The sequence below is a fragment of the Amycolatopsis sp. GM8 genome, assembly GCF_021653975.1.
Lineage (GTDB): Bacteria > Actinomycetota > Actinomycetes > Mycobacteriales > Pseudonocardiaceae > Amycolatopsis_E.
Map to the genome: position 1 here is coordinate 148,104 of NZ_JAJKFK010000003.1, position 22,983 is coordinate 171,086.

Below are 22,983 nucleotides of genomic sequence, written 5' to 3' on the forward strand. Positions count from 1 at the left end.
TCGTCGTCATGTACGACCACACGGGGGCGCCAGGTGTACCGTTCGGGCAACAGCCTGGTCCGAGGGGAGCACCGGTGCGCTACGAGCCCGACCTGATCCGCGAACACCCGCCGGCGTCCAGCCTGATGGAGAACGCCTACCGGCGGCTCAAGCGGGAGATCATCGAAATGGTCCGGCCACCGGGCGCGAGCTTCACCGAACAGGAGGTCGCGAAGTCCTTCGGGCTGAGCAAGACCCCGGTCCGCGAGGCGCTCGCGCGGCTGCACCGCGACAGCCTGGTGCGGCCGCTCCCCCGGGCCGGATATGTGGTTTCCCCAGTGACGCTCGGGGACGCGACCGACCTGTGCGACATGCGATCCCTGCTGCAGTCCGAAGCCGCCGCCTTGTGCGCCGAACGAGGACTGTCCGAACCGGACGCCAAGCGACTCGCCGAACTGGCCGTCGACACGGACGAAGACCAGCTCGGCGGCCCGCGGTTCGAAGAGCGGTTCCGGGCCAACTACGAGTTCGAGTCGATCATCGCGAACGGGTGCGGGAACGGCCGTCTCGCGGCCGCCTCGGTCGGCGTGCTCGACGAGATCGAGCGGATCTTCCGGCTGGGCATCAAGCTGGATCCGTCGATGCCGCCCGGACGGATCCGCGAGCGGCAGGCCATCGTCGACGGCATCACCGCCCGCGACCCCGACGCCGCCCGCCAGGCGATGCGGCAGCGAACCGGGTCCGCGCGGCGCGAGATCGTCGGCGCGCTGGCCGCGAGCCGCTCGATCATCCACGCGGAAATCGCCGCGCCCTAACGCTCCCGCACCAGAGTCGCCAGGCGGTGGCCGACCTGCGCTAGGTCGGCCTCGGTACCGCCGTAGAGCAGGCGAGCGTGCGCGGCCGGTCCCTGGAACGCGTCACCGGCGATCCCTGTTATCCCGTGTCGCAGCAGGACATCTTCGAGATCCCGCCCGCGCGCATCGAGCGCTGAGAAGTCCGGGAACACGAAGATGCCCGAGTCGGGACGCACAACAGGCAGTCCCGCCGCCTCGATCGCCGCGCACAGCAGATCGCGGCGGCGGCGGAAGGTCGCGAAGACCACGTCCAGCCAGTCCTGCGGTCCGGTGATCACGGCGCAGGCCGCCGCCTGGGGTACATCGCCGACGTTGATCGCGTCCCATTCGAAGGCCCGGTGCACGCGATCCAGCAAACGCGGCGGCGCATGCACGTAGCCCACCCGCCATTGCGTGAACGCGTAGTTCTTGCTCAGGCTGGTCACCGTCACGAGTTCGGGCCACTCGTCCCGCAAGGACTGCTGCGGCGTGTACCCTGGTCCACTGTGGACATACCGGGCGTAGGATTCGTCCGCCAGCACCAGCAACCCGTGCTGGGCGGCCAGCGCCAGAATCGCCGACAACTCGTCGCGCGCCGGCGTGTGCCCCGTCGGATTGTTGGGGTTGCACAACAAGATGGCCCGGGTCGCGGGTGTGACCGCGGCAGCGAGGGCGTCGAGGTCCGTCGCCCAGCGCCGCGCCGCCCGGCTCCGGACGTACACCGGGCGGGCGCCCGCCATCCGCACCATGCCGTCGAAGAAGTACGTCGGAGCGGGCACGAGCACCTCGTCGCCTGGCGCGAGCAGCGCGCGCAGGACGACGTTCATCCCGTGCTGGGCGCCGTGGGTCACCAGCAACTCGCGTTCCGGGTCGACCTCCAGGCCGGACTCCGCGCGCAGGTGGTCCGCCACGACCCGCCGCAGTTCGGGCCAGCCCCTCGACTGCCGGGGTAGCACCTGGGTCGCCGCCTGGCGAACCGCTTCGAGCACGTGCCCGGGCATGGCCAGCGCGGGCACGCCGGGCATGGGCACCACGGACCGCGCCCGCGCGCGATCGGCCAAGTCCAGTGCTGCCACCCGCTCCATCGCGCCTCCTAATATCTCAATCGCTGAGGTTAAGATATCAGAAACCCGGTCGTAACGGGCTGCTGACGGCGTGCGACCGTTATGTCGTGGTCCGTTCTCGATCATTTGCCCTGTTCGGCGTCCTCCTCGTGACCATCGCTGGTGCCGTGGCGTGTTCACAGCCGGAAAACCCGACCGCGACCGAGGTGGTCACGGTGGTGGCGGTGGACAAGCTCGGCAATCCGATACCGGGCTACGAGGTCGAGGCTTCGGACGGGTTCGTCGACGGGTGCATGGCCAGCGCGGCCGGCGGAGAGGGACTGGTGTCGTGCTACCCCACCGCGTCGGGCGCCGACGTGTGCTGGGTCGACAGCGACCGCGTGACCTTGTTGTGCGGCACCGATCCGTGGGAGAAGAAGCTCCACCGGATGACGTCCGACGAGGAGATCGGCGCCGTGACGCCGAAGCCGGTGCCGGACCCGTGGGGGCTCGTGCTCGCGGACGGCGCCCGCTGCCGGCTGCGCAACGGAGGCTCGTGGGGCAGCCGGGCCGACGGCTGGGTCGGCGCGTACTCATGCGACCGTGGCGAGGCCGAATACGTGCTGGTGAGCCAGGATCAGCCGGAAAGCGTCGCGGACCGGTCGGGTCCGGTGTGGCAGGTCCACATCGGAGCGCTCGGGAACGAGGGCGACCAGTTCCCCGCACCGGCCCCGATCGCCGTCGCCACGGCTTACTTCGCCGGTACGCCGTAAGGAAAGGCCATGACCGAGAACACCCGCGTCCAGGGTTACCTGGGCCGCATCGTCACGCCCGGCGGCGAGGTGGCGGGCACCTGCTTCCAGATCGCGCCGGGGCTGCTGGTGACCGCCCGGCACGTGATCGCCGAGCTGCCGGGGCCGGGACTGGCGGTGGAGGCCCTTGACGGCTCCGGAGCACGCGGCGACGTGCGGGTGGTGCGGGTCGACGAGGTGCACGATCTGGCCCTGTTGCAAGGAAATGTCCCGCTGCCCGATCACGTGCGCCGCTGGCTCGCGAGCGACGGCGTGCCGTTGAACACCGAGGTCGTCGTCACCGGGGTGAGCCGGGTGGAAGACGGGGACCGCGACTATCGGTACCTCGACGCTCCGGGCACCTGGGCCGGCGGCACCACCCGCGACGGCGAAGTGGCGCTCGGCCGGTTCTCGTCCCGGGACGTCGTGCTGGGCATGAGTGGTGCGCCCGTCCGGCGGGTCGCCGACGACCGGGTGGTGGGCGTCGTGTCCGCCCGTTACAACAGCGCCGACGGGTGGCTGGCCGGCACGGTGTGGGTCGCGCGGACCGAAGATCTCCGGAGCCTGCTTGAGGATCTGCGATCGGAGCCCGACGCGCAGCCGGTCGAGTGGGACGAACTCGGCGAGCTGCTCGACCTGCCGCGCACCGCCGCGTTACCCGGGGGCGCCCGGGTGAAACCGCTGACCGCGCTGCTCGCGGTGGTGGCCGCCATCGTGATCGCGGTCGCCGTCACCCTGGTCGTCCTCAGGCCGGGCGGCGACGTGGCCGCACCGAGCACGCCGGTCCGGTCCTCGGCGAACGCCAGCCCGGTGCCCGCGGACCCGGCCACGCCGCCGGTCCTCGTCGAGAACGTCACGGCGTTGCGCAGCAACGCGGGTGACGGGAGCTTTGTGTTGCCCGAGCCGCTGGTCATGAGCCCCGCCGAGCTGGCGCGGTTCAACCAGGAGGTCTCGCCCAGCACGCGGGACTGGTGGAGCTGGTACGGCGAACGCGGCGGCGCCGCCCTCGGCTCCGGGCTGACCACGATCACCCTGCGCGGCAACACTTCCGAAACGGTCCGGATCGTGGATCTGAAGGCGGTCAAGCAATGCGGGCCACCGTTCGACGGCACCTACTTCCAGGGCTACAGCCAGGGCACCGGCGACAACATCACGATCGGCTTCGACCTCGACGAGAGCGACCCGTCCGCACAGGAGATGGCCTATACGAGCGGGCGCGGTCTCTTCCCCACCGGCGACCACTTCTTCGACCGCAAGACGGTCACGCTCGCGCCGGGCGAGGTCGAGACGATCACCGTCGGCGCGTTCACCAGCACCAGGTCCTGCACCTTCGGCCTGCAGCTCGTGGTCGCGACCGCCGCGGGATCGTTCACCCAGGACATCACGGACGCGGGCAAGCCGTTCGTGGTCAGCGCGATGGCACCGCCCGCCGTGGCCGGCCAGCCGCTTTCGGGGTACCGCCAGGCCTACCGGCTCGAAGAGGGCCGGGAGTGGGTGCGGGCCGGGTAACTGACAAGGAAGGATCGGCGTGCGGATCAGGACACTGCTCGTGCTGGTGGCCGCGGTCGTGTTGCTCGCGACCGCGATCACGGTGGTCGTGGTGGCGAAACCCTTCGCGGGTTCGTCCACTGTGGACGGCAGCTACGCGTACACGACCGAGCGCGAACTGGTCGTCATGCGGGACCGCACGATCGTCAGCCGGGTCAACCGGATCTTCGACCTCGCCGATCCACTGTGGAACAAGGTGGTGTGGACCGACGACGGCAATCGCGTCGCGCTCCTCTCGGACACGCAGATCCGGCAGGAGGACCCTCAGCAGACCGAACTGATCTGGGTCGACGTGCGGAGCGGGGAGCAGCACCGCGTCCCGTGCCCCCGCTGCGACGACCTGGCCGCCGCGGGCGGATCGTCGCTGCTGCTCACGGCCGGGGACGCCTTCACCACACTCGACCTCAACGACCCCGCGCACCGCACGCCGGTCGAACTCCCGCCGGTCGGCGACAGCTCGTTCCTGCGGGGGTTCCTCACCTCCGGTGGCGGCAGGCTGTTGACCCGGCAGGGCATTTCGGGTCAGCGCAACACCTACTTCCAGCGGCTGGAACTGGTGCGGATCGGGAACCCCGAGGGCACCCTGGTGGGCCGGTTCGAGTCGAACGACTACCCGGTGGCGACAGCGGGTCCCAGCGGCGACGGCGTGTTCGCGGTGGCGTTCCGCCCCGACCCGGGCGAGTGCGTCGAGGACTTCCCGGTCTACCTCATCGATGACAAGGGGCACCCGGGCAAGACCGACCTGTCCGCGGCCTATCCGCCCGGGTACGTGCGAGGCACGCAGGGCGGGATCGAGGTCCACGACCTGTGGTGGGGACGCGACGGCCGGCTGCGGGCCACGATGTCGTCGTGGACGTGTGACAACAGCCGGCGGGCCGAGAACGACAAGCAGGTGCCCGCCCGGCCGTCCGCGGTGTGGCGGCTGGACGGCAACCGCTGGGCGCCCGACGCGGGCGAGGGCGTGACGTCGGCCCGGGAGATCAGCGGGTCCGTCCGGATGGAACTCGCCGTCCCCGACTGCATCGGCCCGCTACCGGCGCAGGCGGACGTGACCTATTGCCGTACCGGCACCCTGTACCGGGCCGAGGACGGACGGCGCGACGTGGTCGCCGACCACGTTCTGGCGCTGTCCGCCCCGCACTGATCAGGCGCCGGTCTCGTAGGTGAGTTTGACCTTGACCGTCGCGTCGAGGGAACCGCCCGCGACGATGATGTTGCCCTTCGCCGAGAAGCCGAGCCCGAACTCGATCTCCAGCTTGTCCGGGGAGACCGCGTTTCCCAGCCGGCCGAACATCTCCGCGGTGGAGCGCGCCGTGTTCACGATGACCTCCTGCGCCGTGTCGAGCAGATCCACCGCTCGGGCGCCCGCGTCGCTCAACCTCGATGTCGGTTCCGAACCCGGTACCGTCACCGTCTCCACGAGCACGTCGACCCCACCGAACCGCATCGGCTCCAGACGTCCTGCCACAGCACAGCTCCCCTCCTCGACTGCGGACAATCTACGCACCCACCGCCGCTCGGCGGGCAGGCACCGTCGATGAGTTCTGCGCGCCGGGCGGGTCTATCCGGGCGACGGACTCTGGAGGGAGCGGGCATGAGCAAGGTGATCGCGGACATCTCGATGTCGCTGGACGGCTACGTCACCGCGACCGGGGTGGACCAGGAGCACGGCCTCGGTGTGGGCGGCGAGGCGATTCACGCGTGGGTGCTGGAGGAGCCGCGCTCCCCGGCCGACGAAACGGTGCTGGCGAACAGTTTCGAGCAGACCGGAGCCGTGGTGATGGGGCGGCGGCTGTACGACATCGTGGACGGCCCGAACGGCTGGAACGACGATGTCGGGTACGGGCACGACCAGAACCAGTCGGCCGCGCCGCCGTGCTACGTGGTCACCCACGAACCGCCCGCGCACGTGCGGCTCGTGTCGAGGTTCCGGTTCGTGACCGGCGGCGTGGCGGCCGCCGTCGACCGGGCCCGCGCGTCCGCGGGCGGCAAGGACGTCGTGGTCATGGGCGGCGCGAACGTCATCGACCAGACCCTGGCGGCGGGCCTCGTCGACGAGCTGCGCATCCACCTGTCCCCCGTCCTCCTCGGCGGCGGGACCCGCCTGTTCGACCTCGCCGGGGCGGTGCCCCTGGTGCAGCGGGAAGTCACCGAATCACCCCGGGCTACGCATGTGACGTACGAGGTCGTCAGGGCCGCCGGGGCGTGACGGCGTCGGCCTCACGGGAACAGCGGCTGCGTGCCCGCACCGATGCAGACGAAACCCGCCGCTGCGGTTTCGTCGCCTGCCGACTGCTGGACTTCGGCGAGTGCGGTCGCCGGGGAGCGGCCGGCGGCTAGTCCTTTGTGGAACGCCGTCATGACCGGAGCTGTTGTCGCATCGGGGATCTGCAGCACGGAGGCGATCAGCTGCGCCGTCCCACGTGCGAGGAACGCCACCGCGAGGCCCATCAGCTCGTCGCCGGTATGCACGACGGGGCGGCCGCTGTCGCACGCGGCGAGCACCAGGGTGTGCGGGACCCGCGGCAGCCGCTCCACGTCGTGGATCATCAGCGGACCGTCCGCGAGCGCGATGGCGGAGAACAACGGGTTTTCGGCGGACAGGTGGCCGTGCGCGGCGAGATGCACCAGCCTCGCGTCCGTCAGCACGCCACGGACCGCGTCGACCGAGGCCTCCGCACCGGTGAGCGCGACGCCACCGTGGATCGCCGCGACCTGCTCCGCCTCGCTGGCCGCGGCACGCAGCCGGGGACCCGCGACCGCCGCCACCGGGCCTTCGCCCACGTCCGGCGCGCGGTGGCGGGCCGCGTGCCAGAGCGTCGCGGATGGGGCGAGGGTGATGGGCCTCCCCCGGCAGGCCGGGAGCACGGACCACGGCAGGCTGTGCAACGGCCCGGTGGGCACCACCACGAGCGGGCGGTCGGCCACTTCGGCGAGTGGCCTGAGCAGCAGCCCGTCGAGCCTCGCGGCGGCCGCCCGAAGCAACCCAGCGGCCGCCTCGCGCACCACCGCGGTCCCGGCCGACCTGCGCAGCGCGAAGGTCAGCCGCTCGACCAGATCCGCCGCTTCGGCCACCGTCGCGAGCCGGTGGCTGCGCACACAGCCGTCGACCACGGTCAGCGCGTGCAACTCGCCGTCGTGCCGCACGTATTCCACCAAGGCCCACGGCCCGAGCGCGGCGTGCAGCTCACCGGGCGTCACGGGGGCCGGCGACGCGCCGTCGGCTTGGCCGCCGAGGTACCGGCTGCGGTCCCGGATCTTCCGTTCGAGCGCCGCCTGCCGGGCCAGCAACGGCGCGGGCGCGGAGACCCGGTCGGCCAGGTCTCGCGTCACGGCGCGCAACTGGGCCAACAGCGCCGTCAGCTCCGGGTCGTCGGGCGGGCGGACCGGCGTGACCGGCAACTGGCTGGCCCGTGCTCGTTCCGACCACTCCAGCGCCTTGTCGGTGCGGCCGGTGCGGAACGCCATCGTCAGCCCGAGCGCGGCCAGGTCGGCCCGATGCGCGGCGGCGTGCACGCGCAGGTCGGTGGCACCGAGGCCGGCGCCGTACTCGTCGAGGATCCGCAGGCCGGTGCGGGTGGCCGTCAGCGCGCCACGGAGGTCGCCGGCCGCCTGCCGTCGCAGGGCCCGCGCGTACCAGCCGCGGGCCCGGACCAGCGCAGGTCCCCTGGTCCGGGCCGCCGCCTGTTCGAGATACCCGCCGCCGCGGTCGGTGCGCGGTCCGCTCAGCTCGGCGGCGACGATCAGGGCGTCCAGCGCCGCGCCCGGCCAGCCCGTCGAGTCCAGCGTCGCCACCATCGTGTCGATGATCGCCGCCGGGACACGGGGGCGGCCGCCGCTCGCTTGCTGGGCGCGGAGCACGGAGAGCCGCGCCAGCTCGGTCCACTCGGGCCTGCCCTGGGCGCGGAGCCGTCGCAGCGCCGTACGAGCGTGACGTAGTGCCGCGTCCGGATCGCCGGCCAGCAGTCCGGCCTGCACCAACAGGAGCTGCACCTCGGGCACCTTCAGCGACCGGTTTTCCCGCCGGTAGGACTGGATCGCCTGCGCGGCGGCGACCTCGGCCTCGGCGGCCAGGCCCACCGACAGCAGCAGCTCGGCCCGGTCCTGGTGCAAGGTGCCCAGCTGGGCGCCGTGCGCGGCGATGATCTCCTCCGCCCGGCCGAGGTGGCGCAGCGCGGCCGGCACGTCCCCGCGCAGCGTCTCCATCAGGCCGAGGTTGTTGGCGATCAGGCCGATGGTCAGCGGACGGCCCAGCTGCCGGGCCAGGGTCTCGGCTTCGACCAGATCGCGTTCGGCGGCGGTGAACGCGTGGCGGTCGGAGTGCACGAGGGCCCGGTTGATCAGCATCCGCTGCACGCCCAGCAGGTCCCGATACCGCCGCAGCGCCCGCAGCGCCACGTCGAACTCGGCCAGCGCGTCGTCGAGCCGGCCGATCACATGCAGCACGATGCCCCGTTGCGCGCGGGCCCTGGCCGCCTCGACGCCGTGCAGGTCAGGCAGGGCGGCGTCGATCTCGCGCAGCGCGGCCTGCGGCCGGCCGAGCTGAAGGACGGCGAACGCGAGCTTGTGCCGGGCCTGCGCGGTCAGCTCGGGCGAGCCCGCCCGAGCACCCCAGGTCATGGCCCGCCTCAGATGCCGGGCGGCGGCGCCGAGCTCGCCGACGTGCAGCAGCGCATGTCCCCACGCGCGTTCGGCGGTGGCGGCCGCCGCCGGATGGGTCGCACGGGCGGCGCGGCGCGCGGCCCGTTCCGCCAGCGGCAGCCCGGAGCCGGGGTCGCGGTCGACCGCCGCCTGCGCGGCGAGCGCGTCGGCCAGTACCGGGTCGTGGGGCGCGGGCTGTATCACGGCGGGTCCTCGTGCTTCCGTCCCAGAAATACCTAGTTCGGGCGAGTACAGGACCCGTCCGGGAAAGGACACTGTTCCCATGCTGATCCAAGTGGGGCCCGCTTTGCACCACAGTGACCAACTCGTCGTCGATCTGGGGCAGCTCGGGTTCGTGCTGGACCTGCTCGACGAGCTGGGGGTCAAGCACTCCGCGCCCGGCCCCGGCGACCAGGACGAGCTGCTCGGGCTCGCCCGGCTGCGCGATCTCACCGAAGCCGACGGGAGCGACCTCGAGGTGGGCGACGTGCTGGCCGTGCTGCGGCAGCAGGCGGCCGCCCGGCGGGACGGCTTCATCCCGCCGATGGGCCGCAACCGGGTGGTGGAGGCCGTGATCGGCGACGGTCACAAACCCATGGCGCTGGGCGAAGTCGGCTCCAGCGGGCACAAGCCGATGGCCGGTGCGGATCCGCAGCCCGTCGACGCCTCCCAGCTGCCGGACGTGTCCATGATCGCCGCGGACGCCGGGAAGGGCGTGCACGTCGGCCTGGTCGACACCCCGGTCCCGCCGGTGCGGCCCGGCACGCCGGACAACCCGCTCCCCTACCGCGCCGGGCACGGTGAGTTCGTCGCGAGCCTCATCCGCCGGCAGGCGCCCGCAGCCGAGGTCACCACCGAAGGCGCGCTCGATCCCGAAACGGGGCGGGCTGATTCCTGGGACATCGCCCGGGCGATCCTGCGGCTGGTCACGACCGGCCAGCTGGACATCCTGAACCTGTCGCTCGGCTGCTACACGCTCGACGGGCCGCCACTGGTGATGACCCGCGCGATCGAACGGCTCGGCGACCGGGTGCTCGTGATCGCGGCGGCGGGCAACCACGGCGATTTCGCGCAGCTCGCCGGTGGCCGCACCGCCCGCTCCGGTTCCTGGCCCGCGGCGATCCCGCCGGTGATCGCGATCGGCGCGGCGGAGGACGACGGGACCACCGCGTCGTTCAGCCCGAAACTGTCCTGGGTCAGCTGCACCGCGCCCGGCGTGGGCGTCGTCGGCTCCTACCTCACGGGCGAAGTCCGGACCAGCACCGGGGACGTGCGTTTCGACGGACTGGCCCGGTGGAGCGGTACGTCGTTCGCGGCCGCCACGGTCTCCGGCGCGGTCGCCGCGCGTACGGTCCCCGGTTCGGTGACACCCCGGCAGGCATTGGCGGGCCTGCTGGCCGAAGGGACTCTGGTGCGACCGTTCGCCGAAGCGCGATGATGTGACCATGCGTGATGATCCCGGGGTGGTGGACCTGGTGCTCCGTGCCCGGGACGGCGATGACAAGGCGTGGGACGGCATCGTCGAGCGGTACGCCCCGCTGATCTGGTCGGTGTGCCGCCGGTACGGGCTGGGCGGCAGCGACGCGGACGACATCGCGGGCAGTGTCTGGCTGCGCCTGGTCGAGCACCTGGCGACGCTGCAGGAACCGGCCGCGCTGGCGGGCTGGCTGGCGCGCGTCGCCCAGCGCGAATGCCTGCAGGCACTGCGAATCAGGAAGCGAACGGTGGCTGTGGACGATCCCGAACCCGACAGCGGCCCACTGGGGCTGGACGGTGACCTGCTGGTCGCGGAGCGGCGGCACGCGCTGCGCACCGCCTTCGCGGAGCTCCCGGTCCGCTGCCGGGAGCTGCTCGGCCTGCTCTTCGCCGAGCCCCCGGTGCCGTACCTGGAGATCGCGGCGGCGCTCGGCCTCCCGGTCGGCGCCATCGGGCCCAACCGGCGGCGCTGCCTGGACCGGCTGCGCCGCAGCCCGGTGCTGGCCGCCTTCGCGCCCGCGTGACGGCAGAAAGGGACGGCATGACGGACGAGCCGACGTGGTGGAGCGACGACGACCGCTTCGTTGCGGAGCTGGGCGCGGCCATGCGTGACGCGCAGGCGCCGGAGTCCTTCCTCCGCGCCGGGCGGGCCGCTTTCGCTTGGCGGACCGCCGATGCCGAGTTGGCCGAGCTGTCCTCTGATTCGTCGCTCGCGGAGGTGGAACCCGCGGGCCTGCGCGGCGGGCCGGACAGTCCCGGGCCGCGCGCGCTCGGTTTCACGGCCGGGAACCTGTCCGTCGAGGTCGAAATCCATCCCGACGCCGTCCGGGGCCAGCTGGTGCCGGCACAGTCCGGCACGGTGCTGGTCCGCGGCGAGGACGGGCCCGGCGCCGAGGTGCCGGTCGACGACGTCGGCTGGTTCGTGATCCGGCCGGTGCCGGCGGGCCGGTTCCGGCTGCACGTGCGGACGGCGGCCGGTGCGGCCGTGCTGACCGGCTGGATCGCCGCGCGCCGGTAGTCCACACCGGACGCGGCGGCGTCCTTTCCGGAATTCGTTGTATCACCGGGTCTCTTCGCTCCTCCGGTCTGTGCTGGCACAAATCTGGAGGAGGAACCGTGAGCGATCCCGCACGCGCCATGAGCAAGGAAGACGCCTACGCCGAACTGCTCGACCTGCAGTCGGGCGACGTGATCCGGTTGGAGGGGGAAGGCAGCCCGGCCGGGGTGAGCCTGGACGGCTGGAACGGCAGCGACGCCGAGGCGGGCAATGTCGCCGGCGTCGTCATCCGTTACTGGGCCTCGGGCAGCGCCCGGATCGGCAGACCGAGCGGTGGCGGCGCGCCCGACCGGCTCGACCCGCGCAACGCCCTCGCCCTGGTGCGGCTGTGCCAGTGGCTTAAGGACACCTACAACGCGGTCGAGCTGTACCACCTCGGCATCTCCGGCGGTGGTGTCGACCGGTCCGGCAGCCCGCGCACCGACTGCCACGGGCAGGGCCGCGCCGTCGACTTCATGGGGATCAAGGCGGTCGCCGACGACGGCGAGGAATGGACGCTCACCGTCAACGACGACTGGGGCACGGTCTCCACGAAGGCCACGCCCGGCGGGGACTGGCCGTCCGACACCGGCTCGGCCACGTCCTACCGGCTGGACGACGAGGACGTGGACCCGTTCGTGCGCGATTTCTGGCGCTCCGTCTACGAATTCGTCGCCTCGGAATGGCAGGACCGCACCGACGGTCCCGACGGGGCGGACACCGCCACCGCCATCGGCGACCGCAGTTTCATCATGCACCCCGACCACCCCGCGACCGCGCCGGGCACGGCCCACGGCCGCGAGGCCCACAAGAACCACCTCCACATGCAGATCGGCGTGACCGGAACGGAGTCCTGACCATGAAAACCCTTTCGGTGTGCGACATCCGGTTGCATCCCTCCACAGTGGACACCGACTTCGAAAAGGCGATGGTCGAAGAAGTGCTGCCGGGTGCCGGTGACGGCTACCCCGCGGGCGGGGTGTTCACGCGCGCCCTCTACCGCCGGACCGGCGAGGACTTCCCGCCCGGCTACCGGTGCCTCGTGTACTCGGACCGGCCCGGCGACAGCGGGTTTTTCGGGATGCGCAAGGCGATCGAGCCGCTCGGCGCGCACACGGCCGAACCCTGGCACCGCTCGCTGCGCGGCAGCGCGGACGAGGAGGCCGCGCTGGAACCCGTGCGTAACTCTGCCACCACCGGCCTGATCATGATCACCGTGCATCGCTCGCTGCGCCTGATCCCCGAGGACTTCGAGGCGCCGCTGGACGCCGCACTGCTGGCGGAGGTGCGGTTCAGGACCCGCGTGAACAACTCGATCGCCGCGTTCTGGACCCGCGACGACACCGCTGTCGAGGGCCGGATCGAGTACCTCGTGGTCGTGTTCGGCCAGTACATGACGGCGCCGCGGCTCAACACCGGTGTACTGCAGACGATCAGCGACACGAACGGTGTGATCGTCGGCTCGGATTCCTTCCGGCACGTGGGGACCGTGGCCGGCGACCCGGCCGGGAAGGCTTGAGCGCCATGGAAAAGCTGTGTGGCTTCGTGGCGCCGTCCGGGGAGAAGGCGTACTTCTTCACCGGCGACCGCTACATCCGGTACGACGTGGAGAAGGACGGTATCGACGACGGCTATCCGCTGTCGATCGCGGCCCAATGGCCCGGGCTGTTCGAGTCCGATATCGACGCGGCCATGCCGTGGAGCGACGGGTCCGTGTTCTTCTTCAAGGCCGGCCAGTGCCTGTCCTATGACATCGAGAACAATGCGGTGCTGGACGGACCGCGCTCGATCGCCGAGCGGTGGCCGGGCTTGTTCGAGTCCGGTATCGACGCGGCGGTGTTGTGGGGCAGCGGAAACGCGTACTTCTTCCGCGGTGAGCTGTACCAGCGGTTCGACGCCGAGACCGGTGCGATCGACCCAGAGGCACGCTCCATCGCCGAGGACTGGCCTGGCGCGTTCACCTCGGGGATCGAAACGGCGCTGTGGTGGCCGAGTGGCAATCCGTACTTCTTCTCCGGCGACCAGTACGCCCGGCACGATCCCGACAGCGGCGCCGTCGTGGAGGGCTACCCGAGGTCCATTTCGGACTGGAAGGGCCTGCCGATCGGCCCACTGGCGGCGCCAGGGCCGGCCGGATCCTCGCTGTCGGTACGGGAGTTCTTCCCGCGGTTCAGCGAACCCTTCGAAGCCCGGCTGTCCTTTTTGTACCAGGACATCAAGGGACTGGTGACGACGGGCATCGGGAACCTGGTCGACTCGCCGGAGGAGGCGGCGGCGCTGCCGTTCGTGCACAAGGACACGCGTGAGCCCGCCACCCGCGAAGAGATCGTCGCGGAATGGCATCTGATCAAGGACACCCCGGGCCTGGCGCACGCGGGGGCCGGTGCGGCGAAACGGATCCACACCCTGGAGCTGCCCGAGTCGGCGATCGACGAGCTGGTCCACCAGCGTTTCGACCTGAACGAGACCCGGCTCGCCGCGTTCTTCCCCGGCTGGGCGGACTGGCCCGCCGACGCTCGGCTCGGCGCCCACAGCATCGCCTGGGCGGGAGCCTTCTTTCCCACCCGCTGGCCGGATTTCACGGCGGCGGCCAACTCCGGCGACTGGCTCAAAGCGGCGGACCAGTCCCACCTGAGCGAGGACGGCAACCTGGGTGTCGCGCCACGCAACAAGGCCAACCGCACGCTGTTCCAGAACGCGGCCGCGGTCGCGGCGCGCGGACTCGACCCGGCACTCATCTACTACCCGGCCGTCCTCTGACGGTCGCAGCACAGCAAGGAGCCACCGATGGTGAACGCGGCAGGGCCGATCATGGCCGGCGGGTTCGAAACCCTGACTCTCAACGAGGCGGGCGTGGAATACTCGCTCGTTTTCTTCCCCGACAAGCACAACGACCAGCTGCAGGCCGAGGGCAAGGCGCCGGTCTTCTACTGGATGCCGAACGAGATGCGCCTGGCGCGCAAGCAGAACGGCGACTTCAAGCTCAGCTTCCTGCACTACCTCGGCGTCCAGGACGGCCAGACCAACCTCGCGGTGCCGCCGGGAACCTCACGCGAGACCTCGGGCGGGATCCTGAGCTTCGCGATGACGGGCAAGCCGCCGGACGGCATCCTCACGGCCGCCCACAAGCAGATCCTCGAACTGAAACAGCAGGGCTCGCAGGACAGGTTTTCGCAGGTACTGCCCGGGATGGCGGAACGCGCCACGCCCGCGGACCTGCGGCCGGTGCCGATCCGCGCGTCGACGCTGCGGCTGATGATCACCGACGTGGACGGCCTCGGCGGCGGCAAGCCCGGCGACCCGTTCTTCGTCAACGCCCAGGGCGGCGGCTCCGGCAGCCTGGTGCCGACGGCCGAGCACCCGTTCATCGTCAACCTCGGCACCCTGGCGGCGGCCACGGTGGAACAGGGGCTGCTGTCCACCCAGGTGCCCGTCGCGGTCAACGCCGACCTGACGCTGCCGTTGTGGGCGCCGATCACCCGGCTGCACATGACCGCGCATTGGGACCGCGTGTTCGAGCACTTCACGGCCCAGGCGGGCGCGCAGTTCTGGTTCAGCAGCGCCGATCTGAAGGCGACCTGGAACACCCTGCGGATCAACGGCGACATCGAAATAGACCTGGAGATGGACCGCACGATCCCCGGGGCGGACAACAAGGAGGCGATGGTCGAGAAGTACATCGACCTGCTGGTCGGGATGTGGCTGGACCAGGCGAAGCAGGTGATCTTCCAGCCGATGCCCGAGGTGGCCGACCCGGCGCCGCCGAAACCGGGCGGCCTGCTGAGCATTTTCGGCTGGGGGTTCGGCGGTGGCTTCAGCCTCAACTTCCGGCGGGACAAGGTGGAGATCGCGAACTCGTTCACCTTCAACGTGGACGAGGTGTACGCGCAGCCCAGCACCATGGGCGGCAACGTCGACGGCATCGCCGACCTGCTGACCGCGCATCCCGAGCTGCGCGACCGCTACCTGCGCAACCTCTACCTCGACAACTGGGACCGCAAGATCACCACGGTGTGCCGGCCGGTCGTGCAGTGGCCCGATCCGGCGCGCGGCATCACCGGCGACCCCGTCAGTTCCGCGTCCGTGCAGATCGGTTATCCCGACGTCGACGGCAAGATCGCCTGGGCACAGCACGAGTTCACGCCGCCGGAGCATCCCGCCGAGGTGGACGCGTCCGGCGTGCAGGGGGACGGCGCCGAGGTCGCCGAGACCACCGTCGAGAAGCCGGACAACTCGAGCGTTCTGGTCTACGCCAACGGGTCCTCGAACGAGGTGTTCTTCGCCCGGCAGACGCAGAAGAAGGCCGAAGAGGTGCACAACGCGCCCGAGGGGTGGCGACCGGACCGTGTGTTCGTCCGCCGCACCATCCAGTTCAAGGAATCGCCCTCCGCGTTCGACGACAAGTTCACCCGGATCTTCATCGAGGCCAACGAAGTCGACCTCGACCCGGGTGAGTTCGGCACGCTCACCGACTCCCTCGACGTCGCGGTGCGCGCCGACAACGCCGGTGTGCTCGCGCTCTCCCCCATCGCGCTGAACAGCGTCCTCGACGAGAAGAACCAGGTCGTGGAGGTGCATGTGCAGGCCGCGGGCAACGGACCGGACGGCGCCGAACGGCCGGTCGCCAAGTTCGTGTTCACGCTGGACGACCAGGACAAGGAGCGGCGGTTCGCGCTCTACACCGGACAGCCGGGGAAACCGCCCGCGTACCGCTACCGGATCCGCGTCATCATCAAGGGCACCCTGTTCGCGCACGGCGACGAGTGGATCGGTCCGTGGCAGGACGCCGAGGGGGCCGGCGTGCTCAACGCGAGCGTGCCACTGAAGACCGATCCGGGCGTCACCGTCGTCGGGCCGGCCTGATTTCCATGAACACGCCAGGATTTCCGGCCGACGAGCCGGGCCCTCGCATCGAGGACGCCGACCACGGCGCGGCCCTGCTGCCCGATTCGCAGCTGGGCGCGCCGTGGTGGGCGCCCGCCCCCGAGGCGGTACCGGCGGCGGAGGGCACGTTCCGGTTCCTGTTCCGGGTCACCGGTCACGACGACGACGGGTCGCCCGCGATCGCCGCCACCGTGACGACCGTGTTGCGTTTCCCGCCGCCGGACCCGCCGGACGCGCGGCCGGTCGAGCGGACGAGTTTGGCCGTGCGCCTGCGGATCCCGTTCGTGGACGCGGAAACCGGCGCTCCGACGGCGACCGAACTGCCGGCCGAGGCGACGGAACGGGACGGCCTCGTGCACTGCCGCGCGGAGATCCGCGGGGCGGTGGCCCGCGCGGCGTACGGGGCGCTCAGCGCGCCGGGGTTCCAGCCCGGCGACGGCGCGGGGCTGGTGGTCGAAACGTCGTTCACGGCCGTCCGGCAGACCGCGGTCGCGTGGGCCGGCGACGTGCTGGAGGGAGTGGAGATCGACCACGACGCGCTCGACCTCGCGGTGCTGGTGCCCGCGCGGGGGTGGCCGTGGGAAGAGCCGCCGCGGGAAGAACACCCGGTGCCGGAAGAGCATCCGGAGTGGGGTGAGGTGAGCACATCCCAGATCACGCTTCCCGATATCAGCGGGCAGATCGTGCTCCGGTCCGCCGACGTGGCCGAGGTCGCGTCACCGGTCCTGGAGCAGGAGTTCGTCGTGCCGGGCCTGCTGGATCTGCCACCCGATGAGCAGGAGCACCCGCTGACGTTCCCGCCCCTGCACCCCTCGCCGCCGGTGGCCGACCTGGGCGTGACGGTGTCCCGGCAGCAGCGCGTGCCGCTGCTCGTGCCGTGCCGGGACCACCCGGAGCTGTACCTGCAGGACGTGGAGCCGGGGGCGGCGCCCGAGGTGGTCGGGTGCCAGGAGGCCTTCCAGCTCGGCCGCGCGCCGGCCCAGCGGTTCGCGCCGGCGCCGCGGCTGGACCGCGAACACCGCTACACGGTGTGGGAATCGCTCCAGCAGCCGGCCACGTATCTCGTGGTGCCCGCGCACTACCGCGTGGGCCGCCACCCCACCGGCCGGCCCGAGTTCGAGTGGCTGCAGCTGTTCGACGCGACGGTCGACGCCGGGTTGCCGTGCCTGCTGCAGGCCCGCTGCGTCCCGGACCTGACCGTGGCCGAGCTCGCCGAACTCCAGGTCCAGCTTCGCGCCGAGGAAGGCGGGCGCGATGTGCGGGTCCTGCTGCCGACGTCGCCGACGGTGGGGTCGACCGGGGTGAGCGTCCGGTCCAGCACGCTCAGTGGTGCGCCGCGGGCGGTGCTGGACGACGACGCGGTGCGCGTCGCGCTGCGGGTGGACTACGAGGACGCGGTGGTGATCGTCAGCCAGCTGCGCGGCGGGGACGCGGTCGCGCAGGTCGCCTTTGAGACCGGTGATCCCCGGCTCGCCCTCGCCACCACGCTGCACCTGGATGTCGCCGACCTCGCGGGTCCGTACCCGGACGGACCGGTCCGGACCACCGCGACCGGGCTGCGCAACGACGCCGACACGGCGGCGACGGTGACGGGGCTGCGGACGCGGGCCGTGCTGGGCGGCTTCGGGGAACGGATCCCGCTGGACCCGCCGGTGCGCGTGCCCGCCCACGGCGAGGCCGCGCTCGCAGTACCCGCCGCGGACGCGGTGGCCGAAGCGCGGCTCGATCCGGCCGATCCCGCTCAGCTAGTGGTGCGCAACGTCTATTTGGAGAACCTGCACACCGTGGTCCTGGTCCGGCGGGACGTCGACCTGCGCGCGGTGGGGGTCGTCAGCGCGGAACTCAGGTTCGCCGTGTCGGGGATCGAGGTCGCGCGGGCGATCCTGCCGGCCGACACGCCGGCGCTGGAGGTCACCTTGGTGCAGCCGCTGGTCGCGGACCGCTCGACGTTCGACCGGAAGGTCGCCGTCTCGGTGAGCTTCACGGGCATCGACGGCGGCACCCGCCCGGCCCCGGGCCCCGCGGTCGTCGACCTCTCGACCGGCGCGGTCGTCCGGCTCTCCCAGCTGGTCGGCGCCTGACGAACGTTATCGGGGGACAACGGATCCCCCGATAACCGATCTCTGCACCGCACCGCGCGGGTGGCAGAGACTCGGAGCATGAACATTTCCGGGAACACCATCTTCATCCCCGGGGCGACCAGCGGCATCGGGCTCGCCCTCGCACTGGAGCTGCGGGCCAAGGGGAACACCGTGATCGTCGGTGGCCGCCGGGCCGGACTGCTGCGGGAGATCGCCGCCGAGCACCCCGGTATCGACACCGTCGAACTCGACACCGCGGACGCCGCCAGCATCGAGTCCGCCGCCAAGCAGGTGCTGGCCCGGCACCCCGAGCTGAACGTCCTGATCGCGATGGCAGGCATCATGCGCGTCGAGGACTGGCGCGACCCCGCGTCGTTCCTCGCTTCGGCCGAGTCCATCATCACCACCAATGTGCTCGGGCCGATCCGCCTCATCGCGGCGTTCATCGAACACCTGCGGGCGCGGCCCGACGCCACGATCATGACGGTTTCCTCGGGCCTGGCGTTCGCGCCGCTGAGCGCCACGCCGAGCTACAACGCCTCCAAGGCCGCGATCCACATGCTCAGCGAGTCGATCCGGCTGCAGCTCGCCGGCACCACGGTGAAGGTCACCGAGCTGGTGCCGCCGTCCGTCCGCACCGCGCTGCTGCCCGGCCAGGAAACCAGCGACGTGGCGATGCCGCTGGACGCGTTCATCACCGAAACCGTCGCGCTGCTGGAATCCCAGCCCGACGCGAAGGAAATCCAGGTCGAGCGCGTCAAGTTCCTGCGCTACGGCGAGGCACGCGGTGACTACGACCGCGTCGTCGACACCCTCAACGCGGCCGACCCGCACGGCAAGTAACGACCGTCCACAAAGGAGAACACCGTGCCCTTCGCCAACTTCAAGGCGCCCGCCGGCCTGCTGACCCCGGAGCAGAAGGCGACGATCATCCACCGCACCACCGACCTGCTCGCCGAGATCTTCGGCGAGGAGTCCCGCCGCAACACCATGGTCCTCGTCGAAGAACTGGCCGACGGCGGCTGGGGAATCGGCGACCAGGTCCTCACCCTCGCGGTGCTCCAGGGCACTGAAACCGCCGGATCATGAAGCGAGCGTCACGGTCTTCGACGTGGTGAGACCGCCCGAAGTGACCGTGACGGAGACGGTGCCCGGACGCAATGCCGTCAGCGTCCCGGTTTCCGGATCGAGGACGCCCAGGACCTTCGGGTTTCGCTGAGCATCACCGGCATTCGCGATCACGAGCCCGGGACCGCCGCCCCAGGTGACGCTGGCCGGGAAGCGCAGCGGGAACCTCAGGCCGAACTCGCTCGTCACACCCGTCGCGGAAACCGTTGCGGGAGCGCCGATCCTGACGGTATCGGGCGCCGCCAACTCGATCCCGTCGATCAGTGGCCTGCTCTCGGCCTGCAGCCAATCCCGGGTCTCGGGGCTGGGCTGACCCGCCCGCACCCGGCCCGGCCGCGGGTCGACGCCGACGTTCATCCAGCCGAAGAACCCACCCTGGTCGGGCGAACTGTACGGCGTCTTCCCGACGGCGGGAGTGGTGATCTCCAGGACGCCGTCGGCACGGGTGACCGCCGCGGTGTGGGCGTGCCCGGTGAACAGCGCGATCGGCTTTCCCGAGCTCTCCCGGAAATCCGCCAGCCAGCGGGTGAACAAGGCGGCTTCGAGCTGATCGGACAGCTGCGAAGCGCCGGCGCCGGACGGATCCTTCAGTGGATGGTGGAACGACACCACGACACCGGTCACTGAGCGGTCCCGCGCGGCCTTCGCCAGTTCCGACTGCAGCAGGGGAACCTGGTCCCAGTCCGAGGTGCGCATGTCACCGGTGTGGGAGTCCAGCAGGATGAACCGGGTTCCCTTGTGGTCGAACACCTGCCGGCTCGGCCGGCCCGTCGCGGCGAGGAACGTTTCGAGCCCACCGGTCGCCGACAGGCCGGCCTCGTGGTTGCCCGGTGTCCAGTAGACCGGCAGGCCACTCGGCACGTGATCGCGCAGCAAGCCGTTGGCGAGATCGAAGTCGGCGGGCGTGTTGTTGTCCACGAAATCGCCGTTGATCAGCAGGAAATCTGGTTTGCTCGCGACGGCCTGGTCCAGTGCGATCGCCGCCTGCCGGCCGGAGAACGAATCCGGTCCGGCGGCCGCGCTGACGTGCAGATCGGACAGCACCGCGAAGGTCCAGCGGCCGCCGCCGAGCCCACCCTGCTCTACGACATAGGGATCGGGCTGTGGCGGCTCAGTCTGGTCGGGTTGCTGCCCGACCTGTGCGGCGAGCCCGTCGAAGTCCAGCTGCCCCGCGTTCTTGTTGGTCTGCGAGGTTTCCGCGATGTAGACCCGCGAAAGCGTTATGGGGTCCGAAAAGCCGGCGGGGATATCGCCGATGACGCGACGCCAGCCGGTCCAGTCGACGACGGTGGCGAACGTGAACGGCACGTTGGTGGTGCCCTGTGAGGACACCATCGCGCGGAGCCAGTGATTCCGGCCGTCGCCGTTGACCCACAACGCGAGCTTCTTCGCCCCGGCGGGCAGCGTGATCGGACTGGTCACCGCATAGGCCGCGGATGTGCTGGGCTGCCCGGTGAAATCGTAGGTCAGCCGGAGGGCGTGATTGTCCACAGTGGCGCCGGGCCGGTCCGGCGCCGCGACGAAGGCGACCGACGCGGTGCCCCGGGCGGACGCCGCGGTCCAGTTCTCGGCGGGCTCGAATTCGGCCAGCGGCACGTCGACCAGGCCCACCGTCACCGGCAACCTGGCCGTCAGTCCCCGGACCGTCGCTGTGATGGTGGTGGCCTTGCCGCCCGCGCCACCGTCACCGGTGATGGTGAAACTGCCGTCGGCGGCGGGTGTCACCGTGACGACGTTCTTGTCATAGTCCAGGGTCACATCGCGGGGCGCCACCGTCGCGTCGAACCCGTCCGCGTCGGAGCCACTGAGCCGGACACTCGCCGTGGCGCCGGGCTCGATCGTGACCGACCGCTGAGTGAAGGCCAACCGGTCCAATTCGCCGACCACACGCAGCTCGTGCTCGCCGGTCGCGGCGCCGGAACGGGCGCGCACCTTTCCCGATCCCGGCTGCCTGGCGCGGAAAACGCCATCCCGCGCCGTGCCCAGCGATCCCGGCTCGGCCGACCACGAAACCGGGCGCCTGCCGATATCGACCGGCGCCCATGTCTCGTCATACCCGGCGACCGCGAGATCCAGCGTGAGTCCCGGCACCACCCGGTCAGCCCCCGGACGCACATCCAATCCGCGGAGCACACCGGACCCCTTCGGCCCGAAAAGCCCGACACCATTGGGAATCGGGCGCTCGCTGCCATCCGAGGGCGTGTTCACCACACCGGCCGCGGCGTCTCCGGGCCGCCGGGCGACGATCTCGGTGGAGCCCCCGCCGTCCAGCATGAACGCCTCGGTGGCGCCGAGGCGCACCAGAAGCCGCGCCATCTCGTCGAAGCCGAGCCCGGCGGAGAAGTTCGCCGACCCGTCGACCGCGACCAGCAGCAGCCGATGCCCGCCGTCCAGCCAGCCGATGGCCGTGCGCGGCTTGAGCGCGTCGTTGCCCGCGTCCGGCGGAAAGTCGATCGCGGTGCCGTTCCGGACCAGCACGGCGCCGCTGCCGAGCGCCATCCTGAGCGGAGAAGTCGCGTCGGTGAGCGGTTTGTACGTGACCGTGACCGGGTCCCCCGGCCGCGCGGCGGCGAGCTGGGTGGCCGCCGCGCCGCGACCGAGCACGATCAGTCCGCCGGCCGGTACCGCGGTGCCGGTGATCTGCGCATTGACCGCGTTGACTTGGCCGCCCGCGACGACGAGTTCGGTGTAGGGACCCGGATCCTGGATGAACGTGCGCTCCCCCGGCCCCCACAGTGAGGTGAACACCGCGATGCCGTCCGCGGGCACGGAGGCGGAATTGAGCGCGGCGAGCGGACGCTGCGTGCCGGCGATCGTGACCACACCGGTGATCGTGAGATCCGCGAGCCGGGCGACCCGGTCGGCCCCCACCGCCGCGACCGTCGACGGCCGGTTCGTGCCCTTGCGCACCTGGCCGTTCTGGATCTCCGGGCCCTCGGCGGCGTCGGTCTCGGTGATGTCGAAGTAGTCCCCGTTCACGGCCGCGACCGCGTGCTGCGCCCCGGCCGCCGAGGCCAGCGGCCGCGCGCCGCTCACCTCGCCCGCGACCAGGTCCACCCCGACCGCGTCGTTGCCCAGGTCGGCGTTCAGCACGTGCACCCGCAGCCAGCCGGTGCGGCCGAAGGTGTCGAACGAAGTGAGCGCGATCCCCGGCGCCACGGGATGGTCGGCCCGGCTCGCCTCGATCGACTCGCCGGGAACGGTCGTCTGATATACCGGTACCTGGTATCCGCTGCCGCTCGGAGGGCGCCCGGCCGGTGCGGCCGCGATCCGGGGATCAGCGGTCGCGGTGCCACCGATCGAGGCCAGCCCGGCCGCGGCGACAGCGCCTGCGATCAGGCCCCGGCGCGTGATTCCCGGCGCGGTTTCGTCGCTCACGGTCGGGAAGCTATGGGCCACGGTCGACCGGAAGATGAACGGCAGGATGAGACCAGACGTCCGGCCGCGGGCGGAACGCGGCGGCCGGCTTGATCGTCAGAAGCGGGCACGATCCACACGACCGCTGGGGGTTCGGATGATTCGCCTGGTCACGCTCACGGGAGT

At 71.3% G+C, this 22,983-nt stretch carries 19 protein-coding genes; 15 read left to right on the forward strand and 4 right to left on the reverse strand.

Going from position 1 to position 22,983, the window contains the following annotated elements:
* Positions 1-74: 74 nt before the first annotated feature.
* Positions 75-794 carry a GntR family transcriptional regulator gene (locus LOZ83_RS13855; protein ID WP_236790937.1) on the forward strand — a complete coding sequence of 240 codons (720 nt, stop codon included), beginning with the start codon at positions 75-77 and terminating at the stop codon, positions 792-794.
* On the opposite strand, the gene LOZ83_RS13860 is transcribed toward LOZ83_RS13855, so the two are convergent.
* Positions 791-1,897 (reverse strand): pyridoxal phosphate-dependent aminotransferase, encoded by a 1,107-nt coding sequence (locus tag LOZ83_RS13860; protein WP_236790938.1) that lies wholly within the window; start codon positions 1,895-1,897, stop codon positions 791-793. The two genes, LOZ83_RS13855 and LOZ83_RS13860, sit on opposite strands and share 4 nt — an antisense overlap.
* 128 nt (positions 1,898-2,025) lie before the next feature.
* Here LOZ83_RS13860 and LOZ83_RS13865 point away from each other — a divergent pair, with 128 nt between their 5' ends.
* Genes LOZ83_RS13865 through LOZ83_RS13875 form a run of 3 tightly spaced genes read left to right on the forward strand, consistent with a single transcriptional unit; the run spans position 2,026 to position 5,338 of the window.
* Complete coding sequence (locus tag LOZ83_RS13865) at positions 2,026-2,628, forward strand: hypothetical protein (RefSeq protein WP_236790939.1); 603 nt, start codon at positions 2,026-2,028, stop codon at positions 2,626-2,628.
* A gap of 9 nt (positions 2,629-2,637) precedes the next feature.
* Positions 2,638-4,155, forward strand: coding sequence for a trypsin-like peptidase domain-containing protein (locus LOZ83_RS13870; protein ID WP_236790940.1), 1,518 nt, complete (start codon positions 2,638-2,640; stop codon positions 4,153-4,155).
* A gap of 19 nt (positions 4,156-4,174) precedes the next feature.
* Positions 4,175-5,338: a hypothetical protein gene (locus LOZ83_RS13875; protein WP_236790941.1), complete on the forward strand. Its 1,164-nt coding sequence runs from the start codon at positions 4,175-4,177 to the stop codon at positions 5,336-5,338.
* Here LOZ83_RS13875 and LOZ83_RS13880 read toward each other — a convergent pair whose 3' ends face one another.
* Positions 5,339-5,662 (reverse strand): CU044_2847 family protein, encoded by a 324-nt coding sequence (locus LOZ83_RS13880; RefSeq protein WP_236790942.1) that lies wholly within the window; start codon positions 5,660-5,662, stop codon positions 5,339-5,341.
* A gap of 126 nt (positions 5,663-5,788) precedes the next feature.
* Here LOZ83_RS13880 and LOZ83_RS13885 point away from each other — a divergent pair, with 126 nt between their 5' ends.
* Positions 5,789-6,403 (forward strand): dihydrofolate reductase family protein, encoded by a 615-nt coding sequence (locus tag LOZ83_RS13885; RefSeq protein ID WP_236790943.1) that lies wholly within the window; start codon positions 5,789-5,791, stop codon positions 6,401-6,403.
* A gap of 11 nt (positions 6,404-6,414) precedes the next feature.
* Here the strand turns inward: LOZ83_RS13885 and LOZ83_RS40400 are convergent, their stop codons facing one another.
* Positions 6,415-9,039, reverse strand: coding sequence for a CHAT domain-containing tetratricopeptide repeat protein (locus LOZ83_RS40400; RefSeq protein ID WP_236790944.1), 2,625 nt, complete (start codon positions 9,037-9,039; stop codon positions 6,415-6,417).
* A gap of 79 nt (positions 9,040-9,118) precedes the next feature.
* Between LOZ83_RS40400 and LOZ83_RS13895 the strand changes: the two genes are divergently transcribed.
* The 10 genes from LOZ83_RS13895 to LOZ83_RS13940 all read left to right on the forward strand — a co-directional run bounded on the left by LOZ83_RS13895 (position 9,119) and on the right by LOZ83_RS13940 (position 19,401).
* Complete coding sequence (locus tag LOZ83_RS13895) at positions 9,119-10,273, forward strand: S8/S53 family peptidase (RefSeq protein ID WP_236790945.1); 1,155 nt, start codon at positions 9,119-9,121, stop codon at positions 10,271-10,273.
* 7 nt (positions 10,274-10,280) lie between these two features.
* Positions 10,281-10,835 carry an RNA polymerase sigma factor gene (locus LOZ83_RS13900; RefSeq protein ID WP_236790946.1) on the forward strand — a complete coding sequence of 185 codons (555 nt, stop codon included), beginning with the start codon at positions 10,281-10,283 and terminating at the stop codon, positions 10,833-10,835.
* A gap of 17 nt (positions 10,836-10,852) precedes the next feature.
* Positions 10,853-11,329 carry a hypothetical protein gene (locus LOZ83_RS13905; protein ID WP_236790947.1) on the forward strand — a complete coding sequence of 159 codons (477 nt, stop codon included), beginning with the start codon at positions 10,853-10,855 and terminating at the stop codon, positions 11,327-11,329.
* 98 nt (positions 11,330-11,427) lie between these two features.
* Positions 11,428-12,204 carry a hypothetical protein gene (locus tag LOZ83_RS13910; RefSeq protein WP_236790948.1) on the forward strand — a complete coding sequence of 259 codons (777 nt, stop codon included), beginning with the start codon at positions 11,428-11,430 and terminating at the stop codon, positions 12,202-12,204.
* A 2-nt stretch (positions 12,205-12,206) separates the two neighbouring features.
* Positions 12,207-12,866 (forward strand): hypothetical protein, encoded by a 660-nt coding sequence (locus LOZ83_RS13915; RefSeq protein WP_236790949.1) that lies wholly within the window; start codon positions 12,207-12,209, stop codon positions 12,864-12,866.
* 5 nt (positions 12,867-12,871) lie between these two features.
* The gene (locus LOZ83_RS13920) at positions 12,872-14,107 is read left to right on the forward strand and encodes a hemopexin repeat-containing protein (RefSeq protein WP_236790950.1); all 1,236 of its coding nucleotides are present in this window, start codon (positions 12,872-12,874) and stop codon (positions 14,105-14,107) included.
* Positions 14,108-14,134: 27 nt separating this feature from the next.
* Complete coding sequence (locus LOZ83_RS13925) at positions 14,135-16,210, forward strand: hypothetical protein (RefSeq protein WP_236790951.1); 2,076 nt, start codon at positions 14,135-14,137, stop codon at positions 16,208-16,210.
* A gap of 5 nt (positions 16,211-16,215) precedes the next feature.
* Complete coding sequence (locus LOZ83_RS13930) at positions 16,216-18,312, forward strand: hypothetical protein (RefSeq protein WP_236790952.1); 2,097 nt, start codon at positions 16,216-16,218, stop codon at positions 18,310-18,312.
* Between the two features lie 78 nt (positions 18,313-18,390).
* Entirely contained in the window at positions 18,391-19,155 is a 765-nt protein-coding gene (locus LOZ83_RS13935; protein WP_236790953.1) for an SDR family oxidoreductase, read from the forward strand.
* Between the two features lie 24 nt (positions 19,156-19,179).
* A complete protein-coding gene (locus LOZ83_RS13940; protein WP_236790954.1) occupies positions 19,180-19,401 on the forward strand; it encodes a 4-oxalocrotonate tautomerase family protein in 222 nt (73 codons plus the stop codon).
* Here LOZ83_RS13940 and LOZ83_RS13945 read toward each other — a convergent pair.
* Positions 19,396-22,818 carry a phosphodiester glycosidase family protein gene (locus LOZ83_RS13945; RefSeq protein ID WP_236790955.1) on the reverse strand — a complete coding sequence of 1,141 codons (3,423 nt, stop codon included), beginning with the start codon at positions 22,816-22,818 and terminating at the stop codon, positions 19,396-19,398. The two genes, LOZ83_RS13940 and LOZ83_RS13945, sit on opposite strands and share 6 nt — an antisense overlap.
* Between the last annotated feature and the right edge of the window lie 165 nt (positions 22,819-22,983).

What these genes read in the sequence shown, in the direction of transcription:
- LOZ83_RS13860 (WP_236790938.1), bottom strand. Translation starts at nt 1,897, where the DNA reads ATGGAGCGGGTGGCAGCACTGGACTTGGCCGATCGCGCGCGGGCGCGG.
- LOZ83_RS13870 (WP_236790940.1), top strand. Translation starts at nt 2,638, where the DNA reads ATGACCGAGAACACCCGCGTCCAGGGTTACCTGGGCCGCATCGTCACG.
- LOZ83_RS13885 (WP_236790943.1), top strand. Translation starts at nt 5,789, where the DNA reads ATGAGCAAGGTGATCGCGGACATCTCGATGTCGCTGGACGGCTACGTC.
- LOZ83_RS13895 (WP_236790945.1), top strand. Translation starts at nt 9,119, where the DNA reads ATGCTGATCCAAGTGGGGCCCGCTTTGCACCACAGTGACCAACTCGTC.
- LOZ83_RS13900 (WP_236790946.1), top strand. Translation starts at nt 10,281, where the DNA reads ATGCGTGATGATCCCGGGGTGGTGGACCTGGTGCTCCGTGCCCGGGAC.
- LOZ83_RS13905 (WP_236790947.1), top strand. Translation starts at nt 10,853, where the DNA reads ATGACGGACGAGCCGACGTGGTGGAGCGACGACGACCGCTTCGTTGCG.
- LOZ83_RS13915 (WP_236790949.1), top strand. Translation starts at nt 12,207, where the DNA reads ATGAAAACCCTTTCGGTGTGCGACATCCGGTTGCATCCCTCCACAGTG.
- LOZ83_RS13920 (WP_236790950.1), top strand. Translation starts at nt 12,872, where the DNA reads ATGGAAAAGCTGTGTGGCTTCGTGGCGCCGTCCGGGGAGAAGGCGTAC.
- LOZ83_RS13925 (WP_236790951.1), top strand. Translation starts at nt 14,135, where the DNA reads ATGGTGAACGCGGCAGGGCCGATCATGGCCGGCGGGTTCGAAACCCTG.
- LOZ83_RS13930 (WP_236790952.1), top strand. Translation starts at nt 16,216, where the DNA reads ATGAACACGCCAGGATTTCCGGCCGACGAGCCGGGCCCTCGCATCGAG.
- LOZ83_RS13935 (WP_236790953.1), top strand. Translation starts at nt 18,391, where the DNA reads ATGAACATTTCCGGGAACACCATCTTCATCCCCGGGGCGACCAGCGGC.